This window comes from Roseibium sp. QJM3NY_11 (assembly GCF_056173175.1).
Window position 1 is genome coordinate 2,309,567 of the sequence record NZ_CM149660.1, and the last position, 16,677, is coordinate 2,326,243.

11 protein-coding genes are annotated in these 16,677 nt (G+C 62.8%); 7 read left to right on the forward strand and 4 right to left on the reverse strand.

Annotation, left to right across the window (positions count from 1 at the left end):
* Positions 1-22: 22 nt before the first annotated feature.
* The gene (locus AC0VX3_RS10605) at positions 23-1,183 is read left to right on the forward strand and encodes an MFS transporter (protein WP_475524679.1); all 1,161 of its coding nucleotides are present in this window, start codon (positions 23-25) and stop codon (positions 1,181-1,183) included.
* Between the two features lie 120 nt (positions 1,184-1,303).
* Here AC0VX3_RS10605 and AC0VX3_RS10610 read toward each other — a convergent pair whose 3' ends face one another.
* On the reverse strand, positions 1,304-2,221 hold the full coding sequence (locus AC0VX3_RS10610; RefSeq protein ID WP_475524680.1) for a LysR family transcriptional regulator: 918 nt from the start codon (positions 2,219-2,221) through the stop codon (positions 1,304-1,306).
* Between the two features lie 90 nt (positions 2,222-2,311).
* Here AC0VX3_RS10610 and AC0VX3_RS10615 point away from each other — a divergent pair, with 90 nt between their 5' ends.
* A complete protein-coding gene (locus tag AC0VX3_RS10615) occupies positions 2,312-3,265 on the forward strand; it encodes a DMT family transporter (RefSeq protein WP_475524681.1) in 954 nt (317 codons plus the stop codon).
* A 251-nt stretch (positions 3,266-3,516) separates the two neighbouring features.
* On the opposite strand, the gene dgcA is transcribed toward AC0VX3_RS10615, so the two are convergent.
* Positions 3,517-4,500: an N-acetyl-D-Glu racemase DgcA gene (gene dgcA / locus AC0VX3_RS10620; RefSeq protein ID WP_475524682.1), complete on the reverse strand. Its 984-nt coding sequence runs from the start codon at positions 4,498-4,500 to the stop codon at positions 3,517-3,519.
* Entirely contained in the window at positions 4,497-5,510 is a 1,014-nt protein-coding gene (gene dgcN / locus AC0VX3_RS10625; protein WP_475524683.1) for an N-acetyltransferase DgcN, read from the reverse strand. Before dgcN ends, dgcA begins: the two co-directional genes overlap by 4 nt.
* Positions 5,511-5,635: 125 nt before the next feature.
* Here dgcN and AC0VX3_RS10630 point away from each other — a divergent pair, with 125 nt between their 5' ends.
* The 4 genes from AC0VX3_RS10630 to AC0VX3_RS10645 are packed head-to-tail and all read left to right on the forward strand — an operon-like array spanning position 5,636 to position 10,240.
* Complete coding sequence (locus tag AC0VX3_RS10630) at positions 5,636-6,784, forward strand: ABC transporter permease (RefSeq protein ID WP_475524684.1); 1,149 nt, start codon at positions 5,636-5,638, stop codon at positions 6,782-6,784.
* Between the two features lie 7 nt (positions 6,785-6,791).
* Positions 6,792-7,601, forward strand: coding sequence for an ABC transporter ATP-binding protein (locus tag AC0VX3_RS10635; RefSeq protein WP_342892058.1), 810 nt, complete (start codon positions 6,792-6,794; stop codon positions 7,599-7,601).
* A 10-nt stretch (positions 7,602-7,611) separates the two neighbouring features.
* A complete protein-coding gene (locus AC0VX3_RS10640) occupies positions 7,612-9,606 on the forward strand; it encodes an MlaD family protein (RefSeq protein WP_475524685.1) in 1,995 nt (664 codons plus the stop codon).
* A 28-nt stretch (positions 9,607-9,634) separates the two neighbouring features.
* Positions 9,635-10,240, forward strand: coding sequence for an ABC-type transport auxiliary lipoprotein family protein (locus AC0VX3_RS10645; protein WP_475524686.1), 606 nt, complete (start codon positions 9,635-9,637; stop codon positions 10,238-10,240).
* A gap of 440 nt (positions 10,241-10,680) precedes the next feature.
* Here AC0VX3_RS10645 and AC0VX3_RS10650 read toward each other — a convergent pair whose 3' ends face one another.
* On the reverse strand, positions 10,681-16,053 hold the full coding sequence (locus AC0VX3_RS10650) for an apolipoprotein A-IV repeat region-like domain-containing protein (RefSeq protein ID WP_475524687.1): 5,373 nt from the start codon (positions 16,051-16,053) through the stop codon (positions 10,681-10,683).
* A gap of 280 nt (positions 16,054-16,333) precedes the next feature.
* On the opposite strand from AC0VX3_RS10650, the gene AC0VX3_RS10655 reads away from it, so the two are divergent.
* Positions 16,334-16,648 (forward strand): hypothetical protein, encoded by a 315-nt coding sequence (locus tag AC0VX3_RS10655; RefSeq protein ID WP_475524688.1) that lies wholly within the window; start codon positions 16,334-16,336, stop codon positions 16,646-16,648.
* The last annotated feature ends 29 nt before the right edge of the window (positions 16,649-16,677 follow it).

Consider the following 16,677-nt stretch of genomic DNA (forward strand, 5'->3'; position numbering starts at 1 on the left):
GCGATTCCTCGTCAGGATTGACATGTCAATTTCTCTCCCCTCCATCGGCGCCAGGGTTTCGGGCCTGTTTGCCGGCCATTTTTTCGGCTTTGGTCTGTTCCTGCCGTTCTTCCCCGTGGTGCTCGGTTTTCGCGGCCTGAGCGCCGCGGAGATCGGATTCATTCTCGGCGCGGGCACGATCTTGCGCATCGCGGCAAGCCCGGCCTTGTCGAACCTGTCCGACAGGACCGGCCAGCGGCGCCTGTCCGTGCTGGTCTATTCGCTGACCGGCGCGCTCTTCCTGACGCTGTTGTTCGTTCCCGGCAGCTCCTCCCTGCTGGCGGTAGCGGTCATCGGCTACATGGTGATGAATGCCCCGATCGTGCCGTTGAGCGATGCCTATGCGCTCGACGTGCAGCGCAATACCGGCGCGGATTATGCCCGGATGCGGTTGTGGGGCTCCGCGGGCTTCGTCCTTGCCAACCTGGTCGGCGGTGCGCTTGCCGCGGCAGGGACCTCCTGGATCATCGTTCTGGCCATCGTGGCCGCGTCCCTGGCAACCGGGGCCGTGGCGATGTCCCTGCCGCGCCAGGAGAGGGCCGGTCACGGCCAAACTTCCGGCGCCGCGCCGGTCGCAACGCCTTTCCGCAGCGTCTGGTTCTGGCCCGTGATCGCCGTGCTCGGACTGTTTCAGGCCAGTCACGCGGCCTTTTACGGCTTCGGCACGCTGTACTGGCAGGCCATGGCGGTGCCGGATTTTGTCATCGGGGGCTTGTGGGCCGTCGGGGTCCTGGCCGAAATCGCGCTGTTCACGGTGGCGGGCAAGCTCGCGCAGCGTTTCGATCCGCCGGTGTTTCTGATTGCCGCCGGGGTTGCTGCGGTGCTGCGCTGGGGTCTTTTCCCGCTTGCCGACACCCTGGCCACCATGGCGGCGCTGCAGCTCCTGCACGGGTTGTCCTTCGGCGCGGCCCATCTGGGGGCCGTCGCCATCCTTTCGAAAGTCGTGCCGAGCCGCTGGGGCGGCACCGGCCAGGGCCTGCTGGCCACCTCCATCGGCATCCAGATGGCCGTCGGCCTCAGCCTGTGCGGCGCGCTCTACGACATCAATCCGGACTGGCCGTTCCATCTGATGGCCGTGGTGTCCCTGGCCGGAACCCTCATCATGCTGGCCCTGACACCGCTGGTGCGCCGGCGGATGGGGTGAGGGGGGGGAGGTCTGCTTAGCGCCGTAAAACTGGTCGTTCATCGACCCCCGGTCCTATCTGCAATCCTGCCGCTGGCTAAACGTCTGTTTTCGGGGCCCGGTGGTATTGAGGTATCTTATCTACATACTGCGTTCCGGCGATGGCGCAGCTCCGAGAGAGAAATGATCAATGAATGCACGCAAGCGAGGCATGTCTTGCAGCTGACGTGGAAAATAGAGAAAGAACCCCGGGCGTTCAGGTGTGAAGTCCGTCAGGATGGCAGCAAGCAATCCACTCTCGATAAGACGGTCCAGCCCTGCCTTCAGTGACCATCCGATTCCAAAACCATGGCAGGTGGCATCGATGACAGATCGTAAATCGTTAAATACGAGAGAGCCGGACACGCTGATCGTCTGTACGTTCCCATTCACGAGAAACTCCCATTGTGCAATCTGCCCGGTGCTGATCCGGCGATAGCGAATACATTCGTGGTCAAGCAAGTCGCGCGGTTCCTTCGGGCGTCCAAAGGTATCGAGATAGGCGGGTGCCGCGACATACGCACCTTGCATGGGCTTGGTCAGCGCCACAGCAATCACGTCACCGGACAGATAGTCTCCAAGCCGGATTCCCGCATGAAAGCCCCGGGCCACTATGTCCGTCAGCTCTTCGTCGATTGAGAGGTCGAGTTCGACGCCGGGAAAGGCCATTCTGAAAGATGCCAGACGTGGAGCGATCGCCAACTGCCAGGCACGAAATGGCAACGTGATGCGTAGCGGACCGGACGCTTCGCCTGCGGAAGACCTTATGGCCTCGAGAGCCGCATCTGCCTCGGACAGCATATGCCGCGTCCGTTCGTGGAGCGCGTGGCCCGCATCCGTAAGCACGACGGAGCGGGTGTTGCGCACGAACAATGCCGTTCCGAGTTGCTCCTCGAATGCCTTCAGTTGCTGGGAAACGGCGGATGCGTTGACCCCGAGAACCGCTGCCGCGGCCCGAAGCGTCCTGTGCTCCGCGATCGTGTGAAAAGTGCGAAGGCCAAGAAGTTCAGCTCGGTTCATTGTGTAATTTTTCTAATCATGATGCTGAGAATATATAGCATTCAGACCTAATTCGTAAATCCTTACGATGCGGGGCAGGAAGGACCTCGCATGACCACATCAGCCGCTACGGAGCGCACCGTCACATCCGGTGTCGTCACCATTCTGCTTACCGTATCCGCAATGGCCCTCACGGACGCCTTTGTGAAATACGCCAGTCCCGACATGACGCTCTGGCAGATCTACGTCTGCCGGTCGTGCCTTGCCTTGCCGGTCCTGATGCTGTTGGCATGGGGCCGGTTTTGGCCGCGCGCAGTGGGGTGGGTGTCGCTTCGCAGCACTCTGCTCGTCGCCATGTATCTGGCAATTTACGCGGCGATCCCCGTGCTTGATCTGTCGGTGATTGCAGCTTCGCTTTACACCGCGCCGCTCTTTATCGTTTTGCTTTCAGCGGTTTTCCTGAATGACGCTGTCCGACCGGCGCATTGGGTTGCCGTGGCACTTGGCTTTGTCGGCGTCCTCTTCGTGGTCCAGCCGGTTGGCTCGGACTTCACGCCTCTTTCGCTCGTCCCTGTAGCTGCCGCATTCCTCTATGCGGCAGCCGCTGTCCTGACACGCGCCAAATGCGCAGATGAGGCGCCCGTCGCTCTGGCCATCAGCCTGAACATCGCACTGGTGGTCTGCGGATCCGTCGTCAGCGGGGCTCTCATCCTCGTTCAGCCGGGCGGGGCGGCAGACTACCCGTTTCTGCTCGGAACCTGGTCCCCCGTCGATCCCGACACCATGTCTGTTCTTCTCGTCATGGCGCTGCTGATAGTTGCGGTCACGATAGGACTGGCGCGGGCCTACCAGTCCCCTCGTCCGCAGGTCATCGCAACGTTCGACTACGCCTATCTGATCTCTGCCGTGTTCTGGGGGTTTGTGTTCTTTGGAGAGGTCCCGGACCGCGCTACGGTCGCCGGGATGACGCTGATTGTCATTGCTGGAATGCTCGTTCTCGCTGGCACAAAAGCGGCAGCCGGCGAAAGCAAAATCAAGCTTGCAGAAAAATCAGGGCAAGAATAGCCGCCGTTCGCTGTGAACTGGCGAACGCCGTTGATGAGCTGGAAGCGGCTCTTTGCTGCTTGCAATCAAAAGTCTTCCAAGGGCCGGTAGCGTCAACGCGGCCAGGACAGAGGAATGTCCGCTTCCACCGGTCGACGACCGCAAGCCGACCGTCTCTTCTCGCTCCCGAACCAGACCTTCATTCAGTGTGAGACGAAGCAAAAAGCCCAATGGTCCGGCGCTCTCGCGATACCCTTACACCGCAGCTCCGGCTACCCCCAGAGCTCCGGCTCGGGCGGATAGAGCGTGCTGCCTTCGAAGCGCAGGCCCGGTGTCCGGTCCTCGGCCAAGAGCAACGGCCCGTCGAGGTCGACATAGTCGGCCGCTTGCGCGATCAGCACGGCGGGGGCCATGGCGAGCGACGTGCCGAGCATGCAGCCGACCATGATCTTGAGGTCCGCGGCCCTGGCCGCCTTGACCAGTTCCAGCGACGCTGTCAGTCCGCCGGCCTTGTCGAGCTTGATGTTGACCGCGTCGTATCTTGCTTTCAGGCCATCGATGCCGCTGCCCGGGTGAAGGCTTTCATCGGCGCAGATCGTGACCCGGCGCTCAAGCCCGGCCAGCAGGCCGTCGTCGGCAGACGGCAGCGGCTGTTCGATCAGGGCGATGCCGGCGGCTTCGCAGGCGGCCATGTTGGTCTCAAAGCAGCTTTCATCCCAGGCTTCGTTGGCGTCGACGATCAAAGTGCTGTCCGGTGCGGCCGCACGAACGGCGGCGATGCGGGCATCGTCTCCGGCGCCGGCCAGCTTGATCTTCAGAAGCGGCCGATGCGCGGCCGCGCGCGTTTTTTCAGCCATCGCCTCCGGGGTGTCGACGCTGATGGTGAAGGCGGTCGTGACCGGGTGCAGGGCGGCGGTGCCGGCAAGTTCATAGGCCCGTTTGCCGGCCCGTTTGGCGTCCAGGTCCCACAGGGCGCAATCGACCGCATTGCGGGCCGCGCCGGCGGGCATGGCACCCAGCAGCCGGTCCCGGTTCAGGCCGTTTTTCAGATCCGGCACGACGGCCTCGATCTGCGCCTGCACGCTGTCCAGCGATTCGCCGTAGCGCGGATAGGGAACACATTCCCCGTGTCCGGCATGGGCGCCGTCCCGCAGAGTGACGACCACGACCTGGGCATGAGTTCGGGTCTCGCGGGAAATCCTGAAACCGCCCGCAATTTCGAAACGCTCCGCCCGGATGCTTACCTCGAGGCTCATGGCGCACCGAATTCCGCGGACACCTTGTCGACGACCGCTTCCATGCCGTAGCGCACCGGGTCGGTTGCCGGCAGGCCGTGTTTCTCGCCGACCTTGGCCAGATAGGCCAGGGCCTCGTCGTCATCGAGCGCGGTCGTGTTGACCGCGATACCGACGCAGCGGATATCCGGGTTGGTCAGTTTTCCGCAGGCGATGGTCATGTCAATGACCTGCTGGATGCTCGGCAGCGGTGTGTCGACGCCGCGCATTTTTGTCCGGGTCGGCTCGTGGCAGACGATGAAGCCGTCGGGCTGGGAGCCGTGCAGCAGACCGAGCGTGACGCCGGCGAAAGAGGGATGAAACAGGGATCCCTGGCCCTCGATGATCTGCCAGTGATCCTCCGGGGTTTCCGGCGACAGCCATTCCGCGGCGCCGGAAATGAAGTCGGCGATCACCGCATCGAGCGAAATGCCCCGCCCCGAAATGAACACCCCGGTCTGGCCGGTCGCGCAGAAGGCGCTGGTGTATCCGCGCTCCGTCATGGCCCTGTCCATGGCAAGCGCGGTGTATTTCTTGCCGACCGAGCAATCCGTGCCGACGGCCAGAATGCGCTTGCCGGCGCGTTTGCTGCCTTTTCCGGTGGCGAAGGCCTCGGTGTTGTGGCGCACGTCATGAAGCTGGCGGCCGTTCTTCTCGGCAGCCTCGCGGATGGCGGTGACGCTGGCGAGGCGCACATGCAGCCCGGACGCGACATCCATGCCGGATTCGAGCGCGGCAACCACGGAGTCCACCCAATGGTCCGGCAGGCGTCCACCGGCATTGACGGCCCCGATGATGAAGGTCTTCGCGCCGGCGGCGGCGCCGTCCGCGACGGACATGTCGGGCAGGCCCGTGTCCGCGCCGCAGCCGGGCAAACGCACCTGGCCGAGACACCAGTCCTTGCGCCAATCCACAATGCCGATGGCGGTCTTGGCCGCGAGCGCATCGGGAACATCACCGAGGAACAACAGGTAGGGGCGGGCTATTTCCATTGGGAGAGCTTTCAAGTGGCGTCTGGACGGTCGACCGGATCCGTTCACATTGACGGTTGGTATTGATCTTGTCCTTCAGGTATACGGGTGTTGATCAACCAGCGGCAAGAGGGCAGCCAGCCGGAATGGCATTCTTGGAGAAAAACACGGCACCTTCCATCGCTCTGGAAGCGGACGGTCCCGACCGGCACCGTCTGGTTTTCGCCGGTGACTGGGCCGTAAGCACCATCGGCGATGCCGAAAAGATGCTGGCGGATCTGACTGTCCCCTGGGACCACCTGACCTGTATTGACGTCTCGCGAATCGATCATCTGGACACCAGCGGGGCCTGGTTGATCCACCGCACCCGCGGCCGTCTGGAGTTCAAGGGCCGCAAGGTCGGCCTGACCGGGGTGTCAGAGGTGCGCCAGTCCCTGTTCGATGAAATCGAACGCCACCATCCGCCGAACTGGAAACCGGACCGGCAGGCATTTTCCATCGCGGGCTTTCTGGAGACCACCGGACGGCATATGGTCGATATTTACCAGGACACCCTGGCGATGCTGCACATTCTGGGCTCGCTCGGTCTGGTGCTGTCGACAGTCCTGCTGCAGCCCAAGCGCCTGCGCAGTATTTCCATCGCCGTCCAGTTCGACCGCAGCTGCATCGGCGCGGTGCCCATCGTTGCCCTGATGAGTTTCCTGATCGGCGCGATCATCTCGCAGCAGGGCGGGTTCTATCTCCGGCAATTCGGCGCGGATATCTTCGTCGTCGACCTGGCCGGCATTCTGGTCCTGAGAGAGATCGGCGTCATTCTGACCGCGATCATGGTGGCGGGCAGGTCCGGATCGGCCTTCACGGCGGAACTGGGCTCGATGCGCATGCAGGAAGAGGTCGATGCCCTGCATGTGATCGGACTGAGCGTAACCGAAGTGCTGGTGCTGCCTCGCATCCTGGCGCTCATGATCGCGCTGCCGATCCTGACCTTCATTTCCGACATGTCGGCCCTGTTGGGCTCCGGCCTGGTCACCTGGGCCTATCTGGACATTCCGCCAGCTGCCTTTCTGACCCAGCTGCAGGCCGCGATCACCACCAAAACCGTCGCCGTCGGACTGGTGAAGGCACCGTTCATGGCGCTGATCATCGGCCTGATCGCCTGTGTCGAAGGGCTGAAAGTCGAGGGCTCGTCCGAGTCGCTCGGACGCCATACGACCATGTCGGTGGTCAAGGCGATTTTCCTCGTCATCGTTGTGGACGGGTTCTTCGCCATATTCTTTGCCGCCATAGGAGTTTGATCGGCCGATGACGTTGACTGACGCAGATACCTCCTCCCATGCGCCGGCCGAGACGGGCGACAGTTCGGAAAACGTGCTGTCCGTCCGCGATATCACCGTCGGTTTCGGAAGCAAGATCATTCTGCAGGACCTCGATCTGGACGTCCGCAGGGGCGAGGTGCTCGGGTTTGTCGGAGGGTCGGGAACCGGCAAGTCCGTTCTCATGCGCACCATACTCGGGCTGACCCCGAAGCGCTCCGGCAGCATCTCGGTGTTCGGTCATGACCTGTCGACGGCCAGCGGGCAGGAGCGCAAGGCGATCGAGCGCCGCTGGGGCGTGCTGTTTCAGCAAGGCGCGCTGTTTTCGTCGCTTTCCGTCAAGCAGAACATCCAGTTGCCCATGCGCGAGCACCTGAAACTGTCGCCGCGGCTGATGGACGAACTGGCGACATTGAAGCTCGAACTGGTCGGGCTGCCGCAGGACGCAGCCGACAAGCTGCCATCGGAACTTTCCGGCGGCATGATCAAGCGGGCGAGCCTTGCGCGCGCCCTTGCGCTTGATCCGGATTTGGTGTTTCTGGACGAACCAACGTCCGGTCTCGACCCGATCGGGGCGGCGGCCTTTGATTCGCTCATAGCAAATCTCAGTTCGACTCTCGGATTGACTGTTTACATGGTCACCCACGATCTCGATAGTCTGCATTCTATCTGTGATCGAATCGCTGTTCTTGGGAATAAGCGTGTTCTGGCCATCGGAACACTGGACGACATGATGATTAATGACGATCCCTGGATTACTTCCTACTTCCGGGGAGAACGGGCGTTGCGTCGAATATAGGTTGGACTGAATGGATACCAGAGCGAACTACATTCTGATCGGCGCTTTTATGGTGGCCATCCTGATCGGTGCGTTCGGCTTTGTATACTGGCTCGCCGTGACGGCGGAATCCAGGCAGAACGTGGAGATGAAGATCATCTTTCCCGGCCCCGTCACCGGTCTTCCGGTGGGCGGTCAGGTGCTGTTCAACGGCATCAAGGTCGGGGACGTCAAGTCGCTCGATTTCGCCCCGGACGACCCGACCAAGGTGGTGGCCACCGTCGGCATCAAGCCGACGACGCCCTTGCGCAAGGATTCCAAGGCAACCCTGAATTTTACCGGGCTTACCGGCGTCGCCTATGTCGATCTGAGCGGTGGCACGCAGCAATCGGATTTCATGCTCGACGGCAACGAACACACTGTTCCGGTGATCTACGCCGACCGGTCCTTCTTCGATGATATCGTCGATGGTGCGCGGGACGTTCTGAAGCGCGCGGACACGACGATGAAGACCGTCGATGACCTTTTGCACGACAACGCTCCGGCCATTACCAAGATCGTCAACAACGCGGAGACGTTCTCCGCAGCGCTGGCGGCCAATTCCGATGGCGTGAAGGACTTCATGGCCAGCATCGGCAAGGCCTCGGACGCATTCGGCAGTCTGTCCGGCCGGCTGGAAAAGCTGGTCGACCAGGGCGAACGCCTGCTTGCCGCGGTGCCCTCCGACAAGGTTACCGCCATCGTCGACGATTTCAGCAAGTTTTCCGAAAGCCTCGGCAAGGCCAGCAACGACATCGATCTGCTGATGGCGGACGCCCAGGGCGCCGCCAAGGAACTGGAAACATTCACCAAGAACCTGAATGTGGGTCTCGACAGCGTCCACAAGATTGTCGCGGCGGTCAAACCGGAAGAAGTCGAAAAGGTGATGAAGGGCGCAGCGGCCCTGGGCGCGGTGCTTGATGAGCGCACCGACGATATCAACAAGCTGATCGTCTCGACCAGCGAGACCATGAACAATGTCAACGAGATTGTCGGTACGATACAGCAGCGTGAAGGCGCGATCGCGGATATTCTCGAAGGCGGCCGCAACGTCGTTGCGAAAGTCGACGACATCGTGAGCCGCGGTGTTGAAATCGCAACGGCCATCGATCCGCTCGAAATCGAACAGGTGGTTGCTTCGGTCAGCACCTTCACGGATGGCCTCAACGGCTCTCTCGCGCGGGTCGACGAGATCCTGGTGAATGTCGATCCGCAGAAGGTCGGCAAGGCCGTGGATAACGTCACCGGCATCATCGACAATTTCAAGGGCCAGCAAGGCCAGATCAACGAGATCATCGCCTCCACCAAGTCGACGGTCCAGAATTTCGAGGCCGTGTCGGCAACCGTGCGCGGCCAGGACGACCGGATCGCGGCCCTGATCACGGATGTGCAGACCGCAGCGGAACGTTTCGCGGGGACGCTGGAAACGGCCAACGAGCTGCTTGAAGCCGTGGATCCGGAAAAGGTCGCCAGCATCGTCGGCTCCGTGGAATCCGCGACCTCCGGCCTCTCTGATCCGCAGGACGGTATTCCCGCGATCCTGGAAACCGCCCGCAAGGCCGCGGACAATGTCGAGCAGATGACGGCGAACCTTTCGAAACGCACGCCGGATGTCGATCAGATCATCACCGATGCCAAACAGATGACCTCGACGCTGAACGCCACCTCGGTGCGCGTGGAAGGCCTGGTCGAGAAAGTCTCGACCATGGTGGACGGCGACGGCGAAGGCCTGATCAAGGAGGCAACACTGGCCGCCGAGGCGATCCGCAAGGTTGCGGTGGCATTCGAAAGCCGGGCCGATTCAATCGCCGGTGGCCTGTCCAAGTTCGCGACACAGGGCTCCGCCGATTTCGCGGCCGCGCTGGCGCAGGTCAACCGCACGCTGATATCGATCCAGCGGGCGGCGGAAAGCTTCGAACGCAGTCCGAACCGGGTGATTTTCGGCGGTGAGGACGTTCCGACCTATACCGGCGGACGGCGCAGGTGACAGTGACAATGTGCGAGGGCAGGGGTTTATGACGAAGGCAACCACAGAGATAAGCCGCCGCGGCGTTCTGGGAGCGCTCGGGGTCGGTATGCTGGTCTCCGGTTGCGCCAGTACCACGCCGTCCGCCTACTACAGCATCGGTGCCGCCAACGTCGGCAGTCTTGCCGGGCGGTCCAGCCGTGTCCAGATGCTTGTGGCCTCACCGCGCGCGCTCAAGGCGCTCGACACCAGTTACATCGCCGTTGTCGACAAGGGGCCGGTCTACAGCTATTTCCCGGGCTCCGCCTGGGCGGATACCCTTCCCAATGTGGTCCAGCTCAAGCTGGTCGAAACGCTGCAGAACACCGGCCGTCTGCGCGGCGTCGGCCTTCCCGGCGACGGTCTCCTGATCGACTACCAGCTGCAGACCGAGATCCGCGCGTTCGAACTTCAGATCGAAGGCGCCAATCGCGGTGTCGTCGAAATCTCCGCACGGGTGGTCAACGACCGCAACGGCCGCACTGTCGCCACGAAAGTCTTCCGTGCCGAGACGCCCAGCGGCAGCACCACGGTGGACAAGGCGGTCGAGGCAATGAACGCCTCCGCCGACCGGGTCTTCGCCGAGATGGCAGGCTGGGCGCTCCGGAACGTCTGAGCGAACCGATCGTATCCACGACACCACATACCCGGTACTACAAGGCTGGTCCCATAAGACTGGTTCCGCAAGACTGGCTGCGGAGATGCCGGGCAATTGGTCTCCTGATCACGAGCTGGTGACGGACCTTTCTTGAAGGTTCGTCCGGTTGGTGCCGAGATCACGCGGCCCTTGTCGGTGAACCTTCTTCAGTCAATCTGCTCATGGTTTCCTGCAATCTCGAAAGCGCTCCCTGAGAGCCTTGCCGTCCCACTGGAACGGGTGAGCGGACGAGGTGCGCGGAACCTCGGCGGTCAGCGCACCTTTGCCTTGCGAGCCAGGATGCCCGCGCAGCGAGGCTGCGCTGCAGACCGTTCGCAATGACCGCGTGACTTCGTTCGCAGACAAAAAAAGCCGGCCCCGAAGGCCGGCTTTTTCATGGTCCGGTTTCGCCGGATCTGTCAGTCGAGGCGGCCGCTGGCATGGGCCAGCATGGTGTAGACCTTGCCGGTGTCCGATGTCAGGTAGGTCTGACCAAGCATGTTGTCCCGGTCATTGCGCGATACCTGGGCCAGCAGTTGCTCGAAGTCGGCGACATAGCGTTCGACGGCGGTGCGGAACTCCGGGTCGCGTGCATACTTCTGACGGATTTCGTCAAAGGTCTGCTGACCCTGCAGGGTGTAGAGACGGCGCGTGAACACATGCCGCTCACCGTTCCGGTACCGGTTCCACAGATCGATGAAGGTCTCGTGGTCGATTGCCCGGGCAATGTCGACGGACAGGGAGTTCAGGCTTTCGACCGTCTGAAGCGGTGTGCGGCTCATGTCCGTGTCCGAGCCGGCATCGTCCTCGTCGCGGGAGGCGCGGCGCAGGAGATCGGCGACCCAGCCCTTGCCGCCGGATCCGCCGGCGTTGGCCGGAGCCGGTTGCTGGCGGCGCGGTTCCGCCGGCCGGCTTTGTGGTTGCCGGGACTCGGTGACCGGTGCTGCCGGGGTATAGCTGGCGGGCGCGGGCGCGGGCTGCGGGGCCGGCTGCCGCGCAGGGGCGGTGCCGGTGGACGCCTGGGCCTGAGGCCGGGAGATGTCCAGCACGTTGGACTGCTTGGCGACAATCTCGGAAAGCTCGGTCAGCGCGCGGATCTGCTCGTTGACCACCTTGCGCAACGCCGCCGAGGATTCCTCGGCCTCGTCAGGAAGGTTGAGAACGCCCTGCTTCAACTCGGAGCGGGTTGCCTCCAGTTCATGGTGAACCTCGCGGGCGACATCGCGCATCCGGGTGGCGGCATCATTGAAGCGCTCGGAGGCATCGGTGACCGTCCGCGACATTTCGGAGATGATGTCGTCCTGGGCGGAGCGAATGGCGTCGCGGGCCTTCTGACCCTCCATCCCGGCGGTGAGGCGCATGGATTCGAACTGCTCCGACACCTGCTTGGATGCGGCTTCTGCCGCGGCGCTGAGCATGTTGGCGGCGTCCCGGGCCTTGTCGTCGGCTGTTTCCAGGGTTGAAGACAATGTCTGGGTGAAGGACCGCATGAGCGTGTCGACAGCCTCGGTCTTGGACAGGAGCGTGTCGGCGACTTCCTCGATCGCTGTGCGGCGGTCGGCCACGCGGGATTCGACGGAGCGGTTGGTGTCCTCCAGATGCCGCGCGGCCTTGGTCAGTTCCTCGGACTGGCCGCTGAAGCGGCTGGTGAGGTTCTGGATATCGGCGAGCGTCGTCTCGGTGACATCGCGCAGGTTGGAAACCTGTTCCGTGATGAGGTTTGTGGTCGAATTGGTCTCCCCGACGGCCCGGTCGACCGCGGAGCGGAATTCACCGGCGCGGCGGGCAAGGTTGCCTTCCACCTCGTTGAGGTTTTCACCGGCAACGGAGACGATGTTCTGGAGGTTGGTGTTGGATTCCTCGATCTTGTTGAGGATGTTGGTCACGTCGGCTTCCAGGCGGCGCTTGGTGTCGCTGAGCAGGGTGGTTGCCTGTTCGCTGCGTTCGCTGATGCTGGAGACGATCCGGTCGCCGGCTTCGACGAGGGAGCGTGTCGCATCCAGGCCGGTGTGGGCGAACGTGTCGGTCACGTCGCGGCCCTTGACGGTGATGGCTTCCAGGATCGCGCTGTGGACCTCGGAAAAACGTCCGGTGAGGTCACTGGCGCGGGTTTCGATCGCGTTGATGAGCTCGTTGCCGTCCGTGCCGACAATCCTTGCCAGTTCGCCGGAGCGGGCACCGAAGGCCTCGTTGAGGCTGGTTGCCTTCTCAAGCAGTTCGTTGGCGACTTCATTGCCGCGTCCGACCAGAAGATCGGCGGCTTCCGCAACCGCGCTGTTGACGCGGGCACGCACGATGCCGGCCTCGCTGGACATCTGACCGCGAATTTCCTCCAGGGTCTTCGCCAGCGTCATGCGGGCCTGTTCGCTCTCCGCAGACAGGTTACCGGAGATCTCCGCGATCAGACCGGACAGGTCGTTGCGGACCTTCTCGCTTTCACCGGTCAGCGAGCCGGTGAATTCGGCCAGGGTGCCGGCATAAAGCGTTCTGGCATTGTCGCTCTCGGCGGCCATGGCGCGGGCTGCCTCGCCAACGGCCGACAGGACAAGCTCGCGGACCTTGCTGCTTTCGCCGGACATGGCGCCGGTTGCCTGCTGCATTGCCGAGGTGACGGCGTCGGCCGCTTTCTGGCTCTCGCCGACCAGGACGCCGCGGGCTTCGCCGACGGTGCCCAGAACGATCTGGCGCATGCGGTCGCCTTCACCGGAGAGTTTCTCGGTTGCCTGGCTGAGGGCGCCGTCGACGATCTCGACGGTTCTGGTGCGCTCGTCGGCAAGGGTCTGAACCGCTGCGGTGACGGCTTCCTGAACAACATCGCGCAGGCGTGTGCTCTCCGTGGAAAGCGTTGCACCTGCCTCCGAAATCACGGCCGTGAGAATGTCGCGGGCACGCTCGCTTTCACCCGTGAGGGTGCCGGAAATGCTTTCCAGCCGCTCGTTCAGAAGGCTTTCCAGCTGGGTTGCGCGGCTGTCGAGGGTTTCTGCGACCTCGAACACCTTTGCGCCCAGCGAAACGTTGATCTCGGCAATCCGCTCGGACAGGGATTCCGTCAGCTGCTCGCTCTGCTTGCCAAGCACACTGCCGGCCTCCGCGAGGCGGTTGTCGAGGGCGGAGGTCATTTCCTCCTGGCCTTCGACAAATGCGCTCGCGATTTCCTTGGTGCGGGAAATCAGCGTTTCGGAAATCTGGCGGGCACGGGCATCGAGTGTCTCGTCGATCCGGTCGGTGCCGCTGCTCATGGAGGCGGAGATCAGTTCCGCCTTTTCGGCCATGGAAGTCGCGGCGCCGTCCACACGCTCGGACAGGGACTGGCCGATGTTCTCGGCGCGTTCCGCAAGCGTGTTGCCGGCCGCTTCGATGCGCTGGCCGAGCTGGAGCGTGATCGCGTCGGAGCGGTCGCCCAGCACGTCGGAGATGTTGCGGGTCTTTTCCTCGAGCGCTTCGCTGATGCCGGAGGTTCTGTTCTCGATCGCATCCGAAAGGATCTGGGTGCGGGCCTCCAGCGTGGCCTCGAAGGCGGCCGTGCGCTGGTCAAGCGTGAGATCCAGCGTGTTGATGTGGCTGCCCAGGGATGCATCCATGGTGGAGATGCGTTCGCCCAGCGAAACGTCCATCGTGTCGATCCGGGCCGCGAAGGTGGTGTCGAGGGTGAACAGGCGGGTGTCGAGGGCTTCGGACAGGAGCGTGGTCTTGGCGTCGAAAGCCTCGACAAGCTGTCCACCGCGTTCGCCGACAATGGTCTCCATCTCGGTGAGGCGGCTTGAAAGGCCGTCCTGCAGCGCCTGGCCGCGCACTTCCAGCGTTTCGGCTATCTTTCCGCTGATTTCATTGATGTCGCCCGTGACCCGGTCGCCGCGGCTGCCGATCAGTTCGGCGAGCTGGGTACCGGTCTCGGCCAGTCTCAGCGTCAATGCGCCGGTCTGCTCGCCGAGGCCGGCGGCAAACTGGCCCGAGACGCTTTCCAGTGTCTGGCGGAAATCGAAGGTCTGCTGCTCGAGAATGGTCGCCATTTCATTGCTGCGGGCAGCCAGGCGTTCGTCCAGCTCGCTGCCGTTGATGGAAATGGCGGTGTAGATGCGTTCGGAGATGGTGTCGAACTTCTCGGCCAGCTCGCCGCCGCGCACGGTGATCGTTTCCGTGAGCGAGCCGGCTGTCTCGTCCAGCTTGGCCGCGATTTCGCCGCCGCGCAGGGACAGGTCGACCACGATGCTTTCGCCGGTTCCCCGCAGAATTTCGGCAACTTCGGTGGAGCGGCTCGACAAGGTGTCGACGATTTCCGCACCCCGAATGGAAATGGTGTTGGTGACTTCCTGGCCCTTTTCGGAGATGCTTTCGACAACCCGGTTGCCGGTTTCGGCAAGGGATTCATCCAGTGTCGTGACGCGGGTGTCGACGGTGGCGACCAGTTCCTCGGTACGCGAGGTGATGGTGTCGATCAGGCGTCCGGATGTCAGCGACAGGTTGGCGTTGATCTCCTCGCCCCGGACCGTGATGATGTCGCCGACCTTTGTGCCGGTGGTCTCCAGGGTGGTGCGGAATTCGTCTGCCTTGTCGCTCAGGGACGTGATCACCGAATTGCTCGACGATGCCAGTGTCTGATTGATCTCGGCGCTGCGCGCGGACAGCGTCTCGACAAACGTGCCGGCTGTCGTCGCAAACTGTTCGTTGACGTCGTTGCCGCGGGCCGTGAGCGTTTCCCACATGGTCGCGCCGGTCTCGGCCAGACTGTCGACCAGTTCGCTGCCGGTGCTCGACAGGCGGGCGACATAGTCGTCGGCTCGGACCGTCAGGGAATCGACCAGTTCATTGCCCGATGCGTTCAGGGTGGCTCCCAGCGACTCGATGCGGCTGTCGACGGTCGCCGTCAGTTCCTCGACCCGGCTGTTGACGGCGTCGATCATGCGCTGAGCGGATTTGTCGACGGTGCTGCCAAGTTCACCCGAGGTGCTGGAAAGCTGGGAGGCGAAGTTCTCGTGCGCACCGGCGATGGTCTCGCGCACGCGCTCGGCATTCATGACGATGGATTCACGCTGGCTGACCAGTTCGTCGATCAGCGAACGGATCTTGAGTTCGTTGTCGTTGTAGGAGCGTTCGAGGGAAGACACCTCGTTGTGGACCAGGACCTCGAGCTCACTGGCGCGGGCGATCGCGCGCTCGATGCCGTCGCCCATGGCGGCGACTTCCCGGCGGATGGCCTGTCCGACGCTCAGGATGGATTCCTTGGCCATGTCTTCCGGTTCGGCCAGCCGCAAGGCGACTTCAGTCATGCCGCGGGCGACAATGCGCATTTCCTGCGCGCGCCAGATCATCATGGCCATGACGAAAAAGAAGATGATGGGGACACCGATCCCGACGGCGGCCAGGATCATCTCGGGCGAGGACAACAAAGCCTGAGGGTCGCTGAACGAAGCGACCTTGTCGGAAAATGCGCTCATGAAAAGGCTGCTGCCGAGTGCGGCCCAGACCGCGCTCAGGGCAAGGGCGCCCCAGAAGGGGGCGGAAGAGGGACGGCGCTGCAAGGCATAGATGAGGTTGCCGATGTTGCGGCGGTCGTCATTGGCTGCCGGCGGACGTCCGCCGCGGCCGCGGCGGCGCGACTGGCGCTCCTCGCGCTGTGTCGGGCCTCGTGGTTCCGCCTGGGGCCGGTTCGCCGGGTCGGCTGCCACCGTGTTTGCTTCGGCTGCTGACTCTGACGCAGCGGCCTCAGGGCCGCCGAAATCGAGTTTCAGGGCCTCTTCCACCGCAGACAGAGCTGCTTCCGCAGGATCTTTCGCCTTTGTCGGATTTGCCATTTAGGGTCGCCTCACATCCGTACTCATTACACACCGGTATTCAAGCCAGGCTGCTGGCGCAGCCTGTTAAAGTTAATTACCGGATGCGTCCTCGTTGCGCGCCGTCGCAGGGGACCGGCGCCGCAAAACCTGTTCGTGTGGGAGGGCCGCCGCTGACCGACCGTGAACTTTTCGTTCGACGGTTCACTCCCCACCTTGCCGCATCAGTAACTGTAATGGCACAATCTCTCCTAACGAACAAGAAACGGCAACAGCGTGAGTCACTTAGAGGGCGGTCCGAATGCCAGAATCGAAGAAAAACAACGCTGCGGAAACCGGTGGCGGCGGTCCGGCGCACGATGCACCAAAGCCAGGCAAATTGACCGCGCCGCAAAAGCGGTGGTTGCAGAAGGGGCTCGAACAGCCGGGTGGAAAGCTGCCCCTGTTCGATGAAAACGGCCGCGAAGTTCCTGCGCGTACAATCCGTGCCTGTATCGACGCGGGCTGGGCAGAACCTTGGTTTTCCAACCCAATCAAGCCCGATTGGCTCGTTTGCAAACTGACGCCTGCAGCGATCGAGGTCTTGTCCGCAAGTCAAAAACATAAAAAAAGTTAACGGCGAATCAGATGTCTAAAATTTTAGCG

Excerpts from the sequence above, each read along its gene's own strand:
- AC0VX3_RS10610 (WP_475524680.1), bottom strand. The coding sequence starts at position 2,221 with ATGAACCGAGCTGAACTTCTTGGCCTTCGCACTTTTCACACGATCGCG.
- dgcA (WP_475524682.1), bottom strand. The coding sequence starts at position 4,500 with ATGAGCCTCGAGGTAAGCATCCGGGCGGAGCGTTTCGAAATTGCGGGC.
- AC0VX3_RS10615 (WP_475524681.1), top strand. The coding sequence starts at position 2,312 with ATGACCACATCAGCCGCTACGGAGCGCACCGTCACATCCGGTGTCGTC.
- AC0VX3_RS10630 (WP_475524684.1), top strand. The coding sequence starts at position 5,636 with ATGGCATTCTTGGAGAAAAACACGGCACCTTCCATCGCTCTGGAAGCG.
- AC0VX3_RS10605 (WP_475524679.1), top strand. The coding sequence starts at position 23 with ATGTCAATTTCTCTCCCCTCCATCGGCGCCAGGGTTTCGGGCCTGTTT.
- AC0VX3_RS10655 (WP_475524688.1), top strand. The coding sequence starts at position 16,334 with ATGCCAGAATCGAAGAAAAACAACGCTGCGGAAACCGGTGGCGGCGGT.
- AC0VX3_RS10640 (WP_475524685.1), top strand. The coding sequence starts at position 7,612 with ATGGATACCAGAGCGAACTACATTCTGATCGGCGCTTTTATGGTGGCC.
- AC0VX3_RS10635 (WP_342892058.1), top strand. The coding sequence starts at position 6,792 with ATGACGTTGACTGACGCAGATACCTCCTCCCATGCGCCGGCCGAGACG.
- AC0VX3_RS10645 (WP_475524686.1), top strand. The coding sequence starts at position 9,635 with ATGACGAAGGCAACCACAGAGATAAGCCGCCGCGGCGTTCTGGGAGCG.
- dgcN (WP_475524683.1), bottom strand. The coding sequence starts at position 5,510 with ATGGAAATAGCCCGCCCCTACCTGTTGTTCCTCGGTGATGTTCCCGAT.
- AC0VX3_RS10650 (WP_475524687.1), bottom strand. The coding sequence starts at position 16,053 with ATGGCAAATCCGACAAAGGCGAAAGATCCTGCGGAAGCAGCTCTGTCT.